The organism is Dokdonia sp. LLG6352-1, from assembly GCF_045055815.1.
GTDB classification, from domain to species: Bacteria; Bacteroidota; Bacteroidia; order Flavobacteriales; family Flavobacteriaceae; genus Dokdonia; species Dokdonia donghaensis.
Window position 1 is genome coordinate 1,227,057 of sequence record NZ_CP159329.1, and the last position, 19,128, is coordinate 1,246,184.

Sequence of the window (19,128 nt, forward strand, 5' to 3'; positions counted from 1 at the left end):
CCTAGTTAAATAAGTAAATATTACTCTCAATTATTGAGGTTTAAAGGGGTTTTTATTACGCTTTCGCGAAAGCGGAAACAGCTCCACATAAATCATCAGTATTATAACCATCTACATACTATGGCTCAACAAGACGATCAATTTAAAAAAGTAATCTCCCACGCAAAGGAATATGGCTACGTTTTTCAAAGTAGCGAAATATATGACGGACTAAGCGCTGTGTATGATTACGGTCAAAACGGTGTAGAGTTAAAGAAAAATATACGTGATTACTGGTGGAAATCTATGGTGCAAATGCACGATAATATAGTGGGTCTTGACGCGGCAATCTTTATGCATCCTACTACCTGGAAGGCCTCTGGTCACGTAGATGCTTTTAGTGATCCGTTAATAGATAATAAGGATTCAAAAAAACGTTACAGAGCAGATGTGCTAGTAGAAGATTACTGCCTTAAAATTGAAACAAAAATCGAAAAGGAAGTAAAGAAGGCTCAAAAGCGTTTTGGGGATGCGTTTAATAAAGAAGAGTTTTTAAGCACAAACCCACGTGTACTTGGATATCAAGAAAAGATAGATACCATTTTATCTCGCCTAGGTAAGTCACTAGAAAAAGAAGACCTGGCAGATGTAAAACTACTCATAGAAGAGTTAGGCATAGGTTGCCCACTAAGCGGTAGTAAGAACTGGACTGATGTAAAACAGTTTAACCTTATGTTTGGAACTAAGCTAGGTGCTAGTGCAGAGAGTGCTATGGATCTTTACTTGCGACCTGAAACTGCTCAAGGTATTTTTGTAAACTTCTTAAACGTTCAGAAAACGGGACGTATGAAGATTCCTTTTGGAATTGCACAAACGGGTAAGGCTTTTAGAAATGAGATTGTTGCAAGACAGTTTATCTTTAGAATGCGTGAGTTTGAGCAAATGGAGATGCAATTTTTTATAAAACCTGGAACACAAGGGGAGTGGTACAAACACTGGAAAGAAGCCAGAATGAAGTGGCACTTATCTCTAGGTATGGGAGAGGATAATTACCGTTTTCACGATCACGAGAAGCTTGCTCACTATGCAGATGCTGCGGCAGATATTGAGTTTAAATTCCCTTTTGGGTTTAAAGAGCTAGAGGGTATACACTCTCGCACAGATTTTGACCTTAAGGCACACGAAGAGCACTCTGGTAAAAAGCTACAATATTTTGATCACGAAGATAATGCGAGTTATACACCTTATGTTCTAGAAACATCAATAGGTCTTGATCGTATGTTTCTTGCAGTATTTTCTAATTCGCTGGTTGAAGAAGAGTTAGAAAACAACACAACAAGAACAGTACTTAAATTACCTGCTGTACTTGCGCCTGTAAAAGCAGCTGTTTTTCCGCTTGTAAAGAAAGATGGCTTACCAGAGGTAGCAAAGCAAATTATAGATGATCTTAAGTATGACTTTAATGTGTTTTATGACGAAAAAGATGCTGTAGGTAAGCGTTACAGAAGACAAGACGCAAACGGAACTCCTTTTTGTATTACTGTAGACCACGATACGCTAGAAGATAAAATGGTGACCATACGCCACAGAGATACGATGGAACAAAAGCGTGTTCTTATCACAGACCTCGCAGCAATAATTGATAAGGAAGTAAATTTTAAGCACTGGATAGCATAGTATTTATTATGCATACACTGTTAAAACGCCCATTTAGTGGGCGTTTTTTTATGCTTTAAGGTGTGTTTTTGTTATTTTTAGGAACTTTTTAACAAATTATTTATATAACCAAAAACTACAAAATGAAAAAAATTAACCTTCTGTTGTGCATTGCACTCTTAGCCTTTGGCTTTGGAGTTTCTGCACAGCAAGTGGAGCCAGTGGGTCCCTTTACTGTAACAACAGCAGCTACAGTAACACAAATGCCATCTATAGCTTCACGCTCAGAACTTATCCCTTCTGTAGATAAGCCAGTGCCTATGCAAGATGGTCGTGCCTCTAAGTATGAGATTGTACCTGGAAAGGGATCAACTGGAGATGATATTCTTGCTCATAGCCAGCATAGAAGTACTAATACCATACAAGGAAGAACGCCTAGTCTTGTTTTAGAAACAGCACTTTCTAACTCACAACCTACAGACCCTTCTGGAGCAGTTGGTCCAAACCACTATTTTGCTGTATTTAATACAGGATTTAGAATTTTTGATAAAGATGGTACCCCGTTAACAGCCCAATTAGGAACTGGAAATATTTTTCCTGCGTCTGGATGTTGTGATCTTACCGTATCATATGATAACCTTGCCGACCGATGGGTGGTTTCATTCTTAGGGGGAGGCGTACAAGTGGCAATATCTAATGGCCCAGACCCTGTAACCTCTGAGTGGACAGTATATAATTTCCCAAGTATATCTGACTACAATAAACTGTCAGTTTGGAGAGATGGGTACTATGTGACTGAAAATACTGGAGGTTCTACTAAGTTATGGGTTCTTGAAAGAGCATTTCTTGGAGATGGAACTCCAGATCCAGCAGCACAAATGGCAGGTTTTGAATTACCAGGTATTGTAACTAGTGGTTTCCACAGTCCACAAGCTTTAAATATTACAGACGATAATCACCCAACAACAGGAGGATGTCCTATTGTCTATCTTCAAGACGATGCTTGGGGAGGTGTAACAGCAGACCATATTAAATTATGGGAAGCAACAATGGATTGGGATACGCCAGCAAATTCTACAGTTTCTGCTCCATTAGAAATATCAACAGCACCTTTTGTATCTGTATTTGATAATGGGTCATTTGCAAACCTAACACAGCCTGGAGGTCAAGATATTGATGCTTTACAAGCTACAATTATGAATCAAGCGCAATTTAGAAAATTTGGAGACCACAATTCAGCGGTATTTAACTTTGTTGTAGATACAGACGGTAGTGCTGCAGAGCTAGCAGGAATAAGATGGGTCGAGCTTAGACAAGATAGTGATGGAGGTGCTTGGTCTTTATTCCAAGAAGGAACATATACAGCTCCAGACGGAAAACACGCTTGGCACGGTAGTATGGCTATGGACTCTCAAGGAAATATAGGCTTAGGGTATACAGCTATGGCAGGGCCAGACACACCTACAGATGGAAGTGTGGACTTAGTATTAAGTTCATATTATACAGGAAGGTATGCTGCAGATGCTCCAGGTACAATGAGTGTTGAAGAAACACTAATAGCAAAAGGATCAGGAAATATACCTGGATCTGAACGTTATGGAGATTACGGAAAGATGGATGTAGATCCAGTAAACGGTAAAGAATTTTGGTTCTTAAATGAATATGTAGGAGCGAGTGGTCGTGCTAATGTATTGGGTGTTTTTCAAATTGCACCTAACTTTCCAAATGATCTAGGTGTAACTAGTATTGATACACCGGTAACGGGTACACTAACAGCAACTGAAGATGTAACTGTAACTATTTTTAACTTTGGCGAAAATGATAAATCAGGGTTTGATGTAACTTATCAAATAGATGGAGGAGCTTTAGTGACGGAAGCATTTATCGGAACAATTCCATCTGCTACTTCTGCTACATTTACTTTTGCAACCCAAGCAGATTTATCTGCAGTAGGTCAAACGTATTCTATCGTAGCTTCTACATCATTTGCAGAAGATGAAGATAACTCAAATGATTCTACTACTAAGGAAGTAACTCATCTAAACCCTATAGACACTGGAGTTGTGACTATTACAACGCCAGAGTCAGGTTCAGGATTATCTGATGCAGAAGTTGTAACCGTAACTATTCAAAACTTTGGCGGAGAGACACAAACGTCAATACCTGTATTCTATACCTTAGATGGTGGAGCTCCTGTACAAGAGGCCTTTACAGGATCTATTGCTAGTGGAGAAACAGCGACATATACTTTTACTGCTACCATAGACCTTTCAGAACTTGGAGATTACACGATAGTTGCGGGAACCGAGATTACTGGTGATGCAGATGAGAGTAATGATGATTTTACATTTGAAGTAAGTAATTTCATATGCCAGCCAGTATCAAATTGTGCTGGGTTTGATGATGGAGTAACAGAGTTTCAGTTAGCAGATCAAGATATTTCTGTATCGTGTAGTACTACGTCAGAGGGGTATAGCGATAATTCTGATGTTGTTTTCAATTTTATTTTAGAAGAAAATCCATTTGTAGGTACTTTACAGATGGGATTTGATGATTCTATTTATGCGCTTTGGATAGACTTTAATGATAATAATGCTTTTGAAGATGATGAGCTTGTTTCGAGTGAGCAAGTTGCAAGTGCAAATTCAGATTTTGAATTTACAATTGATTTTAACGACTTTCCAGGCCTAACTACTGGAATGCATAGAATGCGTTTACGCGGAGAAGATGAGAGTACTGCTGGTGATGTTTTGGACCCTTGTGGGGATTTAGCCTTTGGAAGAACTAATGACTTTACGGCAAATATCACTGGTATGCTGTTAGGTCTCCAAGATGAAGAATTTGCCGAAGCAGATTTTTCAATCGTTGAATCATCAAAAAATAATTTTGATATCAATTTTATAACGAGCTATGAAGATTTAACTGGCCTTAGAGTTTATAATATGTTAGGACAGGAAGTTCTTTACTATAATATGACGAAGGAGGGTGATCGCTACACTTACAGTCTTGATATGAACTATGTTTCAAAAGGTGTTTATATCGTGCAAGTAGGAACGCTAGATGGAACATCTATGAGAACTCAAAAATTAGTTGTAAAATAAAAACAACATCTTATTATAAAGATAAAGAGCCGTTGCATTTGCAACGGCTCTTTTATTTTACATAGGTGATACTATTACTCAGCCATTTTAATTTCTGTAAGGTCAACAGGATTTGCCTTGTCACAACGTTGCATACGTCTTTGTGGTAAAAACTTGATCCATACGGTAGCACCGTCTTTCATAAAATCTTTATCTATAATCATAGGGTCTAAAAAACGACCGTCTTTAAGCTTTATCGTCCACTCACAATCACCTTCTGCCTTAGATTGTACAATTGTTCCAGATGTGTATCCCGTAGTATCAAATGACATAGTAGTTTCTTCTTTTGCTTTTTCCTCAGTAGTAGCTTTTTGACCGCAGCTTGCGAGCACAAGCCCTGTCACTAAGGTGATACCGGTAATAAATAGCTTTGTTTTCATAAATAGGTTATTTTTAGTGCTTTAAATATCGTAAAAAATTAGAAGAACGCTTTAATCTGTATGTTACCAGTATGAATTGTTCTAGTTTCTTCGCTCTTTCTTCCAAAGTAGGAGACATTAAGATCTAAGAACTTTGTAATTCTTTTTTGTGCGATTACATTCCACGTAAAATTTGATCCTGGCTGTAGTCCTTCTAAGATTTGATAAGCGACTGGGCTGAATGCGCTTCCGCGAAAATCATTATTTATAAACTTCATCTCACCCGAAACAGATATCTTTTCAAAATCTGCTAGTGCAAAGGAGATGCCAAGATTTTGTTGATCTAATCTTTCTTGTCCCTCGCTCTGGTTTTCTTTGTTTTGAAATTCATAAAACAATGATACCCTAGATTGCTTTCCAAAAAGGTATGACACCTTAGGATTAAAGCCACTATTATCAATATCAAAGTTACGAGAGACAAAATTTTCGGCGATACTCTGTGTACTTCCCACGCTAGTTTTAAAATTAAAAAGCCAGCTCTCCTTAGTCTTATGTAAAAAGTTAAGTTGATGTGTGAGTAATTTTCCTTCTTGCAACCCGGTAGAAAGTAATGTTTTTGAGGTGTTAGATAAAAAACTATATGAGGTGGTATACCGCTGTTTACCTCTGTTAAAGAATAGTGTGTTCCTCAAGTTTATGGTGGCACCTATTTCGTTTTCATCTTCGTTAAATGGGTTCAGACTAAAATCGTTAGAAAGACGCAACACCTTTTTGTCAAGTATATAACTCGTCTGGTTATAAAAATGTGACAAGAATTTTTTAATACCCTTCTGTCCAGACCACTGGCCCGGCTGCAAGGTGAGTTGCTGGCTTAATCTGTTTTGATGCGTCCGTACAAAAACTTGATTGGGTAACAAAACTCGTACATAATCTGCCTCATCTTGAAACTGTGCAATCTCAAATTCATCTAGCTCTTGCACACCATCGCCATTATAATCATTCCAGGTGTGTGTTCCTTGCCCCTCATCTACCTGTATATAGGTAAATTCTTGTTGAGGTTGTGTGCCACTATTTGTTTCATAAACAGTATTTAACCTAACAATATCATTTGCAAACCGCTGGTCATAAAGTAATCGTGAGTTAAGTGAGTTCTCACTCTCTCGCTGGTCTGTGTATACCAGGTTTCTGTAGTTTACAAAGATGGACAAGTTTGTCTTTTCATTTTTAAGAAGCTGTGACTTTAGGTAATACGTATTTGAAGTATTAACCCGCTCTATTGTGTTAAGTCGTAAGCTGTCATTAGTACGGTATTTAAAACCTGCTTCTACATAAATATTTGTGCTGTCACCTATCCCTGTGTAAAGGGCATACTCATTAAAGCGCTGGCTATCTGGTGTGATAGAGTCATTACTTTTTGCAATACGTAAGTTATCTTCTAGTTGCAGAGAGCTGCCCACCCACGCATTTTTTAAGTCATAAATCGCTCGTGCATTTACTCGTGTAAAGTTCGTACTGAGCAGTAAATCATCTGTAGACAGTATACTTGCGTTTGCGATAGTTTTTAGATTTCCTAATTGCCATCTACCTAAAAGACGATGTCGCAAACCGTTATAGTATCCATCAAAATGTAGATTTTGAAAAGTATACGTAAGTGCGCCATTTTGCAGATCTGTATAGTCAAGGCCTAGCGTGCTGTAATTTTGTGTACCTAGCAAGAGTCCATTTGCGTTTGCCAGCGAATTTTCCAAATTCCAATCACGATTGAACTCCACATTATAAAGCCCCTCTACATTTACAAAGTCTTCTTGGATATAATCCCAATTTACAAATGCTTTGAGAAGCTTGGTGCTATCTTTCTTGATAAGGTGTTGATTTACATCAAGGTGTAAAGCATAACCGTTATTATCACCATCATCTTGAGTAGAAAATGTGTTAGTGTCATTTTTACTCCCTGCAGCTTCAAAATTTATAGAGGTCTTCTCAGATGGTGTATAACTACCATTCACAACACCTAGTTGCAGTAACGTGGGTGAAAACAATTGTACCTCTGGCGCAAAAGACCCCTGTGGCACACCATTTACTGGAGCTACGTACTCAAAAGTGCGTTGTAATGTGTTTGTTGTACTCAAAACATAGTCACCCTGGTTAACACCTACATTAGTAAATCGCACTTGAAACAGAGACTCATCTGGGTCTGTGCTAAACTCAAAGACCTCTACACCATTTACTATAATCTGCCGGTATAGTATTTTATTAGTGTCAAAGGTATCGGGTACGGCACTGGGTGCTACCATTTCGGCAGTGTTATCTCCTGCGGCTTCTAGAATGGCAACTTGTTCGGTGGTTAGGTTTTGTTGTAAAGGTTGGTTCTTTACGTCACTTTCAGAATATACGTGAGCAGCAATTTTTAGGTTATCGCTTTCGCGAAAGCTTCCCCCCGCATAGGCCAGCACGCGAGTATATCTTCGCTCAGAAAATTGATACTCTACATTAATACGCATCTCGCTTGTGATGGGATATGTAGCGTTAAAACGTATTTCTCCAGCATTGTAATCTATTACATAATCTTCATTTTCTCCTCGTTGCAGCGGGATGCCATTTACGTATACTGTCTCGCTACCAGAGACCACAAGCACAAAAAGTTCGCCATTAGGTCCTGTGAGTTTATAAGGTCCTTGATTACCTTCTTGACCTGTAAATGTACTTTGTGTAAATACCCCACGCACGAGCGCCCCGGAGCCAAAGAGGTCTGTGCTTTTTGTGTCTGAGTGATTAATAGTGCCTGATAATGAAAGCCCTTGAATCTTTTTTGTAAACTGGCCAAAGTAGGAATCTGTGTTTTGAAGATTTATATCTCCTGCTCTTATATTCCAGTTGTCTGAAAAGAGTTCTATAAATATTTGATCAAATTCGTCCAGATTTTGAGAGTACCCTCCTTGCTGGCTTGGGATGTTAGCATCTTGTAAAGAAGCCCGTAAGGTGACTTTCTCACTAAGCTTACCACTTATTTGTAAATCTAGTTCGGAGTTGAGCGTGCTGTTTTGACTATTACCCACGGCGACTCCTCTTAAAATGCTACCGCTCACGTTAAGACCAGAAAAGGGCTGGGCGCTATTTTTTCTTTTATCAACACCAAGGCTTACAAGTTTATCTAGAGCGCCAGTGCTTTCTACGATTTGACTTTTATCAAATTTTGAGTAGCTGCGAGTGAGAAAATCTGGATACAGTTTGTATGTAATCTCTAGACTGTCTGGGAGTGTGGTTTTTTTCGCTTTAAGCGAAAGAATACTCTTTGCATAATCTACACTGTAAGAAGAACTGTCTACTGTCTTACCCGTGAGTGATTTTATACTAAAAAGGGATGGATTAATACTTACAGAGTCTATCACAATAGTATCTCTAGTCGCAACCTTTACTGTACGAGTTTGTTGAGCCAGTAGCGTGCTGGTAAATAGAAAACATATGATGACGTAAAATAACCGCATTTATAGTAAAACTCCATACTAGGCTTAATAGTACCTACTCGTAAAGGTAAACTTTATAAGGTTTTTAAGAGGAGTGAAAAAACCTAATTTATAACTTAGCACTTTAATAAAGCAACGTATGAAAATAGTATCTTATAATGTAAACGGAATTCGTGCTGCATTGCGCAAAGATTTTGCACTCTGGCTTAAGCAAACAGATCCAGATGTGGTCTTGTTACAAGAAACTAAAGCTACACCAGACCAGGTAGATGTTGCCGTTTTTGAAGAACTGGGATACGAGCACTACTGGTTTAGTGCACAAAAGAAAGGATATAGTGGAGTAGCCGTACTTACTAAAAAGACACCAAAGCACATAGACTATGGTACTGGTATCGCCTCTATGGATTTTGAGGGGCGCAACATACGTGTAGATTTTGATGACGTGTCTGTGATGAGTATGTATCTACCTTCTGGTACTAATAGTGCCCGCCTTGAGCACAAGCTGGAGTATATGGATTTATTACAAGATTACGTAAATGAGCTCAAGCAAGATAAACCTAATCTTGTGATAGGTGGAGATTATAATATATGTCACGAGGCTATAGATATACACGACCCTGTGCGTAATAAAAAGGTAAGTGGCTTTTTACCTGTAGAGCGCGAGTGGATAGGTAATTTTATGGAGAGCGGCTTTATAGATTCTTTTCGCCATCTTAATAAAGAACCAGATAACTATACCTGGTGGAGTTATAGAGCAAATGCTAGAGCAAACAATAAGGGCTGGCGTATAGATTATAATATGGTGAGTGAACCTCTTAAAGATAAAATATCACGAGCAATTATACTCTCTGATGCAAAGCATAGTGATCACTGCCCTCATATGGTAGAGCTTGACTTATCATAAAGATCACTAAATTTTACACATAAAATAAAGTTATAAAATGAAAAAAATACTGATATGCCTTCTGGCTGTGAGTGCGCTAGCATCTTGTGTACCTGCAAAAAAGTTTAAAGATCTTGAGGCAAAATATAGCCGCCTTAGAAAAGATAACCGCAATATGTCTAATGAGCTTGCCGAAGCAAAAGCTGCTCTAGAAAAAACTAAAGAAGAGCGTGATCTTGCTCTAGTAGATCTTGATGCATTATCTAATAAATACAATGAAGTAAGTGGAGAGTATGATGCTGCAAAGGCAAATCTTGCACAATTACAAGACAGCTATAATGCACTAGAGACTAACAGCAGTGCCTCAATAGCAGAAAACTCAAAGAAGAACAGACAACTGCTTGCAGAGCTAGAATCAAAACAAAATGACCTTGCCGAAAAAACAGCAGCGCTTGAAGCAGAGCGTAAGCGACTAGAGCGATTACAAAAAGATCTAGCAGATAGGTCTGCCAGAGTAGATGAGCTAGAAGGTCTTATTGCGGCAAAAGATGCAAAAATGAGAGGTCTTAAAGATGCGATATCTAAAGCGCTCACAGATTTTGAAGGTAAAGGCCTTACTGTAGAGCAACGAGATGGAAAGGTATATGTCTCACTTGAAAACAAGCTTCTTTTTGATTCTGGTAGCTGGACCGTGGGTACAAATGGAACCAAGGCAGTAAAGCAACTAGGTAGTGTGCTTGCAGATAACCCAGAGATTGCCGTACTTATAGAAGGACACACAGATAATGTGCCTTATGGAGGAAGTGGTAACCTACAAGGTAACTGGGACCTTAGTGCAAAGAGAGCAACATCTATTGTAAACATACTGCGCCAGAATAAAGGAATAGATCCCAAAAATCTTACAGCAGCAGGTAGAGGAGAATATGCTCCCGTAGCCGAAAATGACACGCCAGAAAATAAAGCCAAAAACAGAAGAATAGAAGTAATCCTTACACCAAAACTTGATGAGGTAAAGGCTTTGTTACAAGAGATAGATTAATAGTAAGCTAGTTTTAAGACACAACAAATGCAATACAATAAAATACCGCATACAGATATAGAAGTATCAAAAATATGTCTAGGCTCTATGACGTGGGGACGTCAAAATACTGAGGCAGAAGGACACGAGCAAATGAGCTATGCGCTTGATAATGGAGTAAACTTCATTGATACTGCAGAGATGTATAGTGTCCCTTTTAAACCCGAAAATCAAGGATCTACAGAGGCTATTATTGGGACTTGGCTTGCAAAAAATAAGAATCGTGATAAGATTGTGCTGGCGTCAAAAATTACGGGTCCTAGTCCTACTTTTAAACCTATAAGAGATAACCTAGGTTTTTCAAAAGAAGCACTAGAAGATGCTTTACACAAGAGTTTAAAAAGACTACAAACAGATTACCTAGATATTTATCAACTACACTGGCCAGAGCGCAATACAAACTACTTTGGGCAACGAGGTTACAAGCACGACAGTAGCGAGCAGTGGGAAGATAATATTGCAACCATTTTAGAAAGTCTCGACACCTATGTAAAGCAGGGTAAAATTAGGCATATAGGTTTATCAAACGAAGGACCTTTTGGGACAATGCGATTTATGGAAGAAGCTCGTAAAGGAGCTCCTAGAGCCGTAACGGTACAAAACCCATATAGCTTACTTAATCGCACAGACGAGGTAGGTCTTACAGAGGTGTTACATAGAGAAGGGTTAGGCTTACTGCCATACTCACCTCTTGGTTTTGGGCAACTTACAGGTAAATACCTTGATGGTTATCCAGAAGATGCGCGTGTTACTTTGTTTCCTAACTACAGTCGCTATCATAGTGATAACTCATTTGAGGCTACAAGACGTTATAAAGTAATTGCAGATAGTCACGGTTTAATCCTTACACAAATGGCGCTTGCCTTTGTAAATGATAGGCCATTTGTTACGGCAAATATTATAGGAGCTACCAGTATGAAACAGCTTAAAGAAAACATAGGCAGTGCATCTGTTTCCCTTTCTGAAGAGGTTCTTAAGGCTATAGATGAGGTACACGAGGCGATACCAAACCCTGCACCATAAATATACTGTACATCTTATTAAGAAGCGCTACCCTAGGGTGGCGTTTTTTTTACGCCTTCGCGAAAGCGTAATTACCCAAATAAGTGTCTCACGACATCGTGCACCTTGGCCACTTTTATCACATTTATATGATAGGTGTTATCTGGTATTTTACAGTATTTTGAAATAATAATACTGGTAAAACCTAGCTTCTCTGCTTCCAGAATGCGTTGTTCTATGCGGTTTACGGGTCTTACCTCTCCTGCAAGCCCAATCTCTGCAGCAAAGCACATTGCTTTATCTACAGGGATATCTACATTACTTGATAATACGGCTGCTACCACGGCAAGATCTATCGCAGGGTCATCTACAGAGATACCTCCTGTCACGTTAAGAAACACATCTTTTGCACCTAGTTTAAATCCAGCTCGTTTTTCAAGCACGGCTAGAAGCATATTGAGCCTCTTTACATTATAACCCGTAGAGCTACGTTGTGGTGTTCCATATACTGCGGTGCTCACAAGTGCTTGTATCTCTATCATTAGTGGTCGCATTCCTTCCATTGTAGTGGCAATGGCTGTACCGCTTAATTCCTCATCATTTTTTGATATGAGTATCTCGCTAGGGTTACTTACCTCCCTCAGACCGGAGCCTTGCATCTCATAAATACCAAGCTCGCTGGTACTCCCAAATCTATTTTTGTGTGCCCTAAGTATGCGATATACGTGGTTGCGATCTCCTTCAAACTGTAGTACGGTATCTACCATATGCTCCAGTATCTTAGGGCCAGCTATATTACCATCTTTTGTGATGTGACCTATAAGAATCACTGGCGTTGCTGTCTCCTTTGCAAAGCGTATAAGCTCTGATGTGGTTTCTCGTATTTGAGAAATACTGCCTGCTGTACTCTCTATATGATCTGAGTGTAGTGTTTGTATAGAGTCTATAATCACGATATCTGGCTGTACCTCCTCTACGTGTCTAAAGATGTTTTGGGTTTTTGTCTCAGTGAGAATGTAGCACTGGTCGCTTTCTGGATGTATGCGCTCTGCTCGCATTTTTATTTGTTGCTGGCTTTCTTCACCAGAAACATATAGTGTTTTATAAGGTAGAGCAAGACTTATTTGTAACAGCAGTGTACTTTTCCCTATACCTGGTTCTCCACCTAAGAGTGTAAGTGATCCTGGTACAAGCCCACCACCCAGCACACGGTTAAGCTCGCCATTTTTTGTATTCATACGCGCCTCAGAGGCGGTAGAGATGTCTGCTACTTTAAGTGGCTTGCTTGTTCTTGTGAGTCCTGAAACTTTGGTAGTGCTGCTTTTCCAATCTTTCTTATCGGCTTTTTGTACTACTTCCTCTACGATGGTGTTCCATTGTTTACAGGCGTTGCATTGCCCCTGCCATTTGGCATACTGGGTCCCGCAGTTTTGACAGAAAAAGGTGGTTTTAATTTTGGCCATTGAGAGAAAAGCTTTTGGCTAAATTAGGAAATCATATGATGTAATACTGGTGATACGGCAGTAAGATATGCACAAGATGGTGAGTAAGGTTGTAGGGGGTATGAGTACGCTTTCGCGAAAGCGTAAGCATATTAGGTTACCTTCTTTATTACTTCTGACCTATTAGACACATCTAGTTTTGCATAAATATTACTAGTGTGAAATTTTACCGTAGCTATAGAGATGTGTAAGGCCTCTCCTATTTGTTTATTTGTGAAACCTTTAGAGAGCTCTAAGAGTACTTCGGTCTCGCGCTTAGAAAGATTGTGACTTATACTGATTTGATCTACACTCTCTTGGAGTGTTTGCTCTTTTGTGTTTGCTACGTTTTGTAACTCTTTTACATAGTGTTCTAACTGGTTACGTATGTCGTGGTTTTCTCTTTTTATAAATTTAAAGCGATATAGTAGTGCTGTGCCTAGAATGAGCATTTCTATAATACCACCAAATTTTACTTGATTTGAAGTAATCTCAATAAATTGGTAACCAGTTACTCGCACAGCAAAGTGACCTATAGAAGAAAAGAGCAATATGAGGTATGCGACTACGAGTATGTATGCATAATTATATCTTCTAGCTATATACCAGCAAAGTAGCCAGCAACCAACAAGTAATGAAGACATCATATACCCTGCGTATCTAAATAGATAGAAGTTATCTAGCAGCAAACTCCCAGCATAAAATCCAGCAGATATGAATAGGGCTATATAAAACCATTTTTTAATGCCAGGAAGCACCTTTTCGATTCTCAAGAATGTAAAGCAGAATAATAGTGCTGTAAGCCCACAAATCCAGTGTAATAACATCTCTAGGAAATCATAGTAATCTATGAGACTTGGAAAGAAGTATGAGAAAAAGCCATCATCATAAAAGATACTTACAGAGGTGGCAAACAGGAAGTATACGTAGTATAAATACACCTTTTCATTAAAGGTGAAATACATAAATAAGTTAAGGATGATTACTAATAAGGCAAAACCAAAATAGCTGCCAAAAAATGCAAGCGATGTAAAGTTATTGCGCTGGTAAGTAATATTATCTACAATGGTAAGTGGAAAGTAAGCCTCGTGCCAGAAAAAAGTCTGTATATAAAATGTGTTTTTTCCTTGCTGCATTGTTGCAGGTACACTTGTGAGTCTCTCAAGCTCTGGCTTTTTTTTAATGTCAATATTATTTCCAGAGGTGCCTAGGTGTTTTAAAGTGTCATTTGATACTTGATAAAGAGAGAAATTCTTAATGTGAATGGAGGGAACTTTAAAGTGGTAAACGCCTTCTTTACTTTTTTTAAGATCTAGCGTGATTTTAAACCAGTACCATCCATTCTGGCTTCCCCAGTTTAAATCTTTTTGATCTATTGGTTTGAAGTTTTCTGTTAGAAGGGTGGACTTTGTGATACTATTATTTACATCTCTTATGTACTCAAAAGAAGTTACCTCTAGAGCATCTGCTACTTTTTGACTGTGAGTAGTGAAGCTAGTGGTCAAGAGAAGGGTTAATAGTAATATGTAGCGTAGTAGGATTGTCAAATCTAAATGGGTTGTTAAAGATGAAGTTTTTTTAGAATAATGGTGCTTTTGGTAATAAATACGGTGGTTTAGGTGAAAACTATACCTAGGGTATAGGTCAAAACCATCAATCTTTTGAGATTTTTGTGGTATACATTTCATTTGAGGGACTGAAATGTATGTGTAAAAAAAAGCTATTCATTAATAGTGGGTAGCTTTTTATTTTTTCGCGTAAGCGTTATTGTTTTTTACACAAGGTTAGTAGCCAAAATCCTCTTTTATTTTATCTGCTCTATCGAGCATAAGATCTTTAGTAAGAAAAGAAACTTCTTCTAGTAGAAAAGCATTTTGATAAGTGCGCATCGCTTTCTTAGGTTCCCCAGCCTTTTCAAGAGATAAAGCTAGGTAGTAATTACCTAGCATAGTCTCTGGATATTGTTTTCTAGCTAGTTGCCCCAGGTTTGCAAGCCCCGTCCAGTCTCCTTTCTTTTCTAAGGCTGTTGCAGTCGCAACATAATCATTGATTCGTATAGGGTCATCTAGGCCAAAGAGGTCTTTTACAGTAGCGTATTTATCTATTAAATAGTCATACGGAGCGTCACTTTTGAGCAAGTGTTCTTTGTATTCTGTCTTGCTTATAGGTCTATATACAGAAAACATTTGCTCTAATGCCTTTGGTATAGCTCTTCCCACGAGTGAGTAGTGAGTTGCTCCTTCAAAATTATCAAAATTGTATTGCAAGCTTTCATTCTTAACTTGTTTAATCTGGCTGTCTAGCTGGATAATAGAGTTGCGTAGGGCTCCTATATCTTCGGTTCCAGTAGCGAGGTAATAAAAGAGTTTTTGATCGATGGCTCCTAATCTAGCAGTAAGTCGTTCTTCCATTTGAGGAGCAATGTCTGGGCTAAGAGATATATATCCTTGAAAGAGTGCAGGGTCTTTCATAAGGTAATAGTTCATAAAATTTGCTGTGAGATCGTGGCCTACTGCAATTCTAAAAGTACTTGTTCTATAATTTTTATCTAGGTAAGGCATTAACTCTAGCCCTATAAATTCAAAAAACGAAGCACCTGTGTCTGATGGTAAGTTGCTTACCTCGTCATAATAGGTGTCATCATTGCGACTTTCTACTTGATTAATGCCCACAACTATTACTTGAGGCATTTCTTCCCAGTAGCTATAGTAATCTACATTACCAGCGACAGGCTCAAAAAGGTAATCACCATCCATAACAATAATAATAGGGTAGGTTTTATCTACATTACCCTCATAATTACGAGGTAGTTGTATTTTAAGCTGCCTCGTCTCTCCTAGAATATCTGAGGAAAGCTCTTTATAGTCTATTTGTGCAAATAGCGGTAGGCTTAAAAAACTGATAATGAGTGTGAAAAAACGTAATTTCATTTGGGGCTTGTTTTAGATTACTAAGCCCTAAAGTAGTAAAAAAATCAGCCTTTATTAAATATGAGTACTATTAAGGCACAAATACCTCCTACTACCACGTTAAAAATAGTTTGAGTACCCCAGAGTAACCATCCAAAAATGATACCTCCTTCATAACCAAAGAAGCTAAAAATTGCACCCATTGCTATAGGGTAAACACCCATACCAGCATTAGTCGCGCTCATAGCAAAAGCTCCTATTACAAAAGATGCAAGAATTACTCCTAGTGGTGCGCTTGCAATGCCGGGTACTGTAAATTTCATTACCCAAAACATTCCTATATACATAAACCATATGAAGAGCGTGTGAAAAATAAAAGCACCATTATGCTTCATCTTAAGTATGCTTTTGATGCCATCTAAAAGCCCAAGACCAAAATCTCTTATCTTTTTAATAAATGAGTGAGAGGAAGTTTTAAGTAATCTTAACCCTACGATACCCGTCGCAATCCCGACAATGAGAAGTATAATAAAACCCATAGGATTTGCATTATCTCTAAAATAAGAAACAAGAGCAGTAGACTGTAATGCGATTGCTGTAGCCATAACCAAGAGGAGTACAATTAAGTCTGCAATGCGCTCTGCTACAATAGTTCCAAAAGCTTTTTCAAAGGGTATATTATCTGTGCGTGACAGTGACACTCCTCGTAGTACTTCTCCAGATCGTATAATAAATGTATTTGCAAAGTAGCCTATGAGAATTGCCATAAAGCTCGAGCGAAATCTAGGTTTGTAGCCCAGAGGTTCTAGCAAAAATTTCCAGCGATAAGCCCTTGAAAAATGACTAAACAACCCAAAAAGTAAAGAGATAATTATCCATATAGGGTCTACCGTTTTGATAGCTTCCCACATATCACTGCGCTCTGTCACAGTCATTTCGTTGAGTTGATACCAAACCAAAAAAACTCCCACGAGTGGGAGTATAATTTTAAGCGCAAGGCTTGTATGTTTTTTTGTAAACAAGCTTACTTAAGTAAGTTAGTCTCTTCGTTAGGAAAACAAAGCGTAGGTTTAAACTCCTTAGCTTCGTCTAGCTCCATAAAGGCGTATGTAATAAGGATAAGGATGTCTCCCTTTGCCACTTTACGAGCAGCTGCGCCATTAAGAGTGATCTCACCGCTGTTACGTGGTCCCGGTATTGCATACGTTTCAAGGCGTTCACCGTTAGTTACATTTACGATTTGAACTCGTTCTCCTTCTATAATTTTTGAGGCATCCATAAGATCTTCATCTATAGTGATACTTCCTATATAGTGTAGTTCTGCACCCGTTACTTTAACGCGGTGTATTTTTGATTTTACAACATTTACTAGCATAGTGCAAAGGTAATAATAAGGTGTTTAATTTAAGGCGATGTTATCTATAAGTCTCACCTCGCCAGCATAAACGGCAAGGAAAGCGCGATATTGTTGATTTTTACGCTTTCGCGAAAGCGTACGAAGATTTTTGATATTTACAATCTCAAAATACTCCAGCTCTAGTCCATCTTTTTCTTTGTAGATAGACTCGATATATGCTTTCAATTCTCGTGCCGAAAGTGTGTCAAAATTATCTTTTACATACAATAGCGACTCGTATATGAAAGGAGCGATATCAAGTTGATGTGCTGTAAGTCTCGCATTGCGGCTACTCATCGCGAGACCATTCTCTTGGCGATGTATAGGGCAACCTATAATTTCTAAATCAAGATTTTCTATATCAACGAGCTTGCGCACAATAGTGAGTTGCTGGAAATCTTTTTCGCCAAAATATGCCTTATGAGGATTAACTTGTCTAAAAAGAATATTTAAAACGGTACCTACACCATCAAAATGTCCTGGGCGATGCTCTCCTTCCATTACGGTTTCTAAATGGCCAAAATCATAGCCTTTTGAAGACACATTATTCCCATAGATTTCTTCTGGAGACGGGTTGTAAACAGTGACCTTAGACCCATAGTGAGATAAAAAAGCGAGATCCTTTTCTATGGTTCTAGGATACTTTTCTAAATCTGTAGCGTTATTAAACTGCGTAGGGTTTACAAAAATACTTACCACAATAAGGGCACAGTCTTTGAGTGCATAGTCTATTAGTGAGGCGTGACCCTTGTGCAATGCACCCATTGTGGGTACAAAACCTACGGTTTTACCTTGCGCTTTTGCTTGACTGACGATTTTAGAAATCTGATTATGAGCTGTGATTGCTTGCACTTTACCAAAAATTTAACGGGGTGCAAACTTACTAATATTAACCCTAAGTGCGTAAAAATTCGTACTTTTGCGTGTTTTTTGAATAGAATAACAACCTAATTTTACATATATGAAAGATAAGAGGATATTGTACGTGTCATCTGAAGTGATTCCTTATCTACCAGAGACCGAGATTGCCTCTATGTCGTTTGAAGCTCCTCAAATGGTTAATTCCAAGGGAGGGCAAATACGCATATTTATGCCTCGCTACGGCAATATTAATGAGCGCAGGCACCAACTACACGAAGTGATTAGGCTATCAGGAATGAATCTTGTGATCAATGATTTTGATATGCCACTTATCATCAAAGTTGCATCTATACCTAAAGAACGTATTCAGGTTTATTTTATAGATAACGAAGAATATTTTAAGCGCAAAGCGACCTTTACAGACGAGGATGGAAATCTTTTTCCTGATAATGACGAGCGTGCTATTTTCTTTGCAAAAGGAGTGGTGGAGACGGTTAAGAAATTAAACTGGGCGCCAGATATTATACACGTTCAAGGGTGGCTAGCATCACTTTTGCCTTTATACTTAAAGCAATATTATGCCAGCGAGCCACTTTTTACACAAAGTAAGATTGTTACATCTGTGTATAATCAAGGTTTTGAAGGTTCATTAAATAGTGAGTTGCTCAACAAAGTTGCTTTTGATGGAGTTGATCCAGAGACTATAAAAGAGCTTGAAGATCCAACTTATGAAAACTTAATGAAGGTGACCATTAGAAATAGTGATGCAGCCATTGTGGGCTCTCAAGACTTAAACGAAAACTTGCTTAAAATTTTAAATACGACCAAAATCCCTGTTCTGCCGTATAAGAAGAAAGAGGAGTTTCCTCAGGCATACGAAGATTTTTACACTACCCAAGTTTTAGAAGAATAGATAGTTG

14 protein-coding genes are annotated in these 19,128 nt (G+C 38.4%); 6 read left to right on the forward strand and 8 right to left on the reverse strand.

What is annotated here, in order from left to right; genetic code table 11:
* Window positions 1-120 precede the first annotated feature (120 nt).
* Together ABVM49_RS05645 and ABVM49_RS05650 are read left to right on the forward strand one after the other, a co-directional pair.
* Window positions 121-1,656 (forward strand): glycine--tRNA ligase, encoded by a 1,536-nt coding sequence (locus tag ABVM49_RS05645; protein ID WP_380031956.1) that lies wholly within the window; start codon window positions 121-123, stop codon window positions 1,654-1,656.
* A gap of 122 nt (window positions 1,657-1,778) precedes the next feature.
* Window positions 1,779-4,736: a GEVED domain-containing protein gene (locus ABVM49_RS05650; RefSeq protein ID WP_405203395.1), complete on the forward strand. Its 2,958-nt coding sequence runs from the start codon at window positions 1,779-1,781 to the stop codon at window positions 4,734-4,736.
* Window positions 4,737-4,810: 74 nt separating this feature from the next.
* On the opposite strand, the gene ABVM49_RS05655 is transcribed toward ABVM49_RS05650, so the two are convergent.
* Both ABVM49_RS05655 and ABVM49_RS05660 read right to left on the reverse strand, forming a co-directional pair.
* Entirely contained in the window at window positions 4,811-5,155 is a 345-nt protein-coding gene (locus tag ABVM49_RS05655) for a hypothetical protein (protein ID WP_405203396.1), read from the reverse strand.
* A gap of 38 nt (window positions 5,156-5,193) precedes the next feature.
* Window positions 5,194-8,619, reverse strand: a complete 3,426-nt coding sequence (locus ABVM49_RS05660) for a hypothetical protein (RefSeq protein ID WP_405203397.1) — start codon at window positions 8,617-8,619, stop codon at window positions 5,194-5,196.
* Window positions 8,620-8,737: 118 nt separating this feature from the next.
* Here ABVM49_RS05660 and ABVM49_RS05665 point away from each other — a divergent pair, with 118 nt between their 5' ends.
* Genes ABVM49_RS05665 through ABVM49_RS05675 form a run of 3 tightly spaced genes read left to right on the forward strand, consistent with a single transcriptional unit; the run spans window position 8,738 to window position 11,582 of the window.
* The gene (locus ABVM49_RS05665; protein WP_375252570.1) at window positions 8,738-9,502 is read left to right on the forward strand and encodes an exodeoxyribonuclease III; all 765 of its coding nucleotides are present in this window, start codon (window positions 8,738-8,740) and stop codon (window positions 9,500-9,502) included.
* A gap of 37 nt (window positions 9,503-9,539) precedes the next feature.
* On the forward strand, window positions 9,540-10,520 hold the full coding sequence (locus tag ABVM49_RS05670) for an OmpA family protein (protein ID WP_405203398.1): 981 nt from the start codon (window positions 9,540-9,542) through the stop codon (window positions 10,518-10,520).
* A gap of 27 nt (window positions 10,521-10,547) precedes the next feature.
* Window positions 10,548-11,582, forward strand: a complete 1,035-nt coding sequence (locus ABVM49_RS05675; RefSeq protein ID WP_405203399.1) for an aldo/keto reductase — start codon at window positions 10,548-10,550, stop codon at window positions 11,580-11,582.
* Between the two features lie 71 nt (window positions 11,583-11,653).
* On the opposite strand, the gene radA is transcribed toward ABVM49_RS05675, so the two are convergent.
* From radA to panC, 6 genes are all read right to left on the reverse strand, one after another.
* Window positions 11,654-13,024 carry a DNA repair protein RadA gene (gene radA / locus ABVM49_RS05680; RefSeq protein WP_298349204.1) on the reverse strand — a complete coding sequence of 457 codons (1,371 nt, stop codon included), beginning with the start codon at window positions 13,022-13,024 and terminating at the stop codon, window positions 11,654-11,656.
* A 131-nt stretch (window positions 13,025-13,155) separates the two neighbouring features.
* Window positions 13,156-14,589, reverse strand: a complete 1,434-nt coding sequence (locus tag ABVM49_RS05685) for a LuxR C-terminal-related transcriptional regulator (protein WP_405203400.1) — start codon at window positions 14,587-14,589, stop codon at window positions 13,156-13,158.
* Window positions 14,590-14,826: 237 nt separating this feature from the next.
* Window positions 14,827-15,972 carry an alpha/beta hydrolase gene (locus tag ABVM49_RS05690; RefSeq protein WP_375252574.1) on the reverse strand — a complete coding sequence of 382 codons (1,146 nt, stop codon included), beginning with the start codon at window positions 15,970-15,972 and terminating at the stop codon, window positions 14,827-14,829.
* 44 nt (window positions 15,973-16,016) lie between these two features.
* Entirely contained in the window at window positions 16,017-16,922 is a 906-nt protein-coding gene (locus ABVM49_RS05695) for a YbhN family protein (protein ID WP_405203402.1), read from the reverse strand.
* Window positions 16,923-16,975: 53 nt separating this feature from the next.
* A complete protein-coding gene (panD, locus tag ABVM49_RS05700; protein ID WP_035325908.1) occupies window positions 16,976-17,326 on the reverse strand; it encodes an aspartate 1-decarboxylase in 351 nt (116 codons plus the stop codon).
* Window positions 17,327-17,350: 24 nt separating this feature from the next.
* Window positions 17,351-18,199, reverse strand: a complete 849-nt coding sequence (panC, locus tag ABVM49_RS05705; RefSeq protein WP_405203403.1) for a pantoate--beta-alanine ligase — start codon at window positions 18,197-18,199, stop codon at window positions 17,351-17,353.
* A 109-nt stretch (window positions 18,200-18,308) separates the two neighbouring features.
* Between panC and ABVM49_RS05710 the strand changes: the two genes are divergently transcribed.
* Window positions 18,309-19,121: a glycogen/starch synthase gene (locus tag ABVM49_RS05710; RefSeq protein ID WP_035325905.1), complete on the forward strand. Its 813-nt coding sequence runs from the start codon at window positions 18,309-18,311 to the stop codon at window positions 19,119-19,121.
* The last annotated feature ends 7 nt before the right edge of the window (window positions 19,122-19,128 follow it).